1 protein-coding gene is annotated in these 1,234 nt (G+C 41.5%); it reads right to left on the reverse strand.

The window, feature by feature from the left end:
- The coding region (locus tag ACVC7Q_RS09890; protein ID WP_447265726.1) for a mucin-binding protein at positions 1-1,234 on the reverse strand (1,234 nt) is incomplete at both ends.

Genomic DNA, 1,234 nt, shown 5'->3' on the forward strand with positions numbered 1-1,234 from the left:
GTAACTTCAGTTGTTTTTGGTACGTAGATAATTGGTGTGTCAGTACCTGGATTTTCAGGAGTGATTGGTGTTCCTGGTTCTACTGGTTGACCTGGTTTCGTTGGATCTTTTGGATCTGGAAGGTGTGGTTCATAACCTGGTACATTTGGAACAACTGGTTGACCTGGTTTCGTTGGATCCGTTGGATCATTTGGATACTTCACTTCTGGTGTTGATGGGAAGTTTGGATCGTTTGGTGTCTCTGGTTTTGGAACCAAGTTTCCAAGTGGTTTGTAAGTTACAGTTTCTTCAAGATTTTCTTGAGTGACTGTCTTAGAAGCAACATTTGCTTTATCCGCATAGTAACCTGTCAATCCTGGTGTTGGAACTGCATCATAGTTAGCCTTATTAGCTGCCCATGGAGTAGATGAGAGAACTTCACCTGTTACCTTATCAAGCGTCAAGGTACGTGTCCATTGTGCATTTTGAACATTGTCAGCTGGGGCAGTTGCCTTACCATCTGATACCACATACTTAACAGTTGACGTTACATCTTTCTTCCATTGATCTGTCGCAGGGTATGTTGGACTGTTTGGATCATTTGGATTGATTGGATCTGTTGGGTTATGTGGATCGTTTGGTCCTACTGGAGTTTCACCATGTTTCAAAGTTACTGTCCAAGTTTGATCAACAGATGCATCTGTGTCATAAGTAGCTCCTGCTGGGAACTCATCGCTTACAAGAACATAGCCACGATCTTCATAGTACTTAATCTTAGCTGCAGTTGAGTAGTTGATAGCTTCACCTGATTTACCACCGACTTGATCATTGGCAAGTGTCGTATTTGTATTTTGATCGACATACTTGATAATAGCTTTTTGATCGGCTTTACGGTAAACAACTGGGGTATCAGTTCCTGGATTAGATGGTGTTACACTTGGAGTGTCTGTCACATAACCTGGGATAATTGGAGTTGGAGTCTTGCCACCCTTAGTTGGATCTTGTGGATCATTGTTGTACTGTGGAGTTGGTGCACTTGGAATTGGTGTATTGGTTTCATCAACTGGGATGATCTTACCAAGTGGTTTATAAGTAACCTTATCCGTAACTTCTGGTTGATCTGGAGTTACTGTCTTAGATCCAGCTTCCTTCTTATCGGCATAGTAATGTTCAACAACTGGAACTGTTTCTTTACCATAAGTGTGATTAGGTTGATCCCATGTTGTTGTACCATTTTTTTGTTTACCAGTAAAGG

This window comes from Streptococcus sp. W151 (assembly GCF_053010205.1).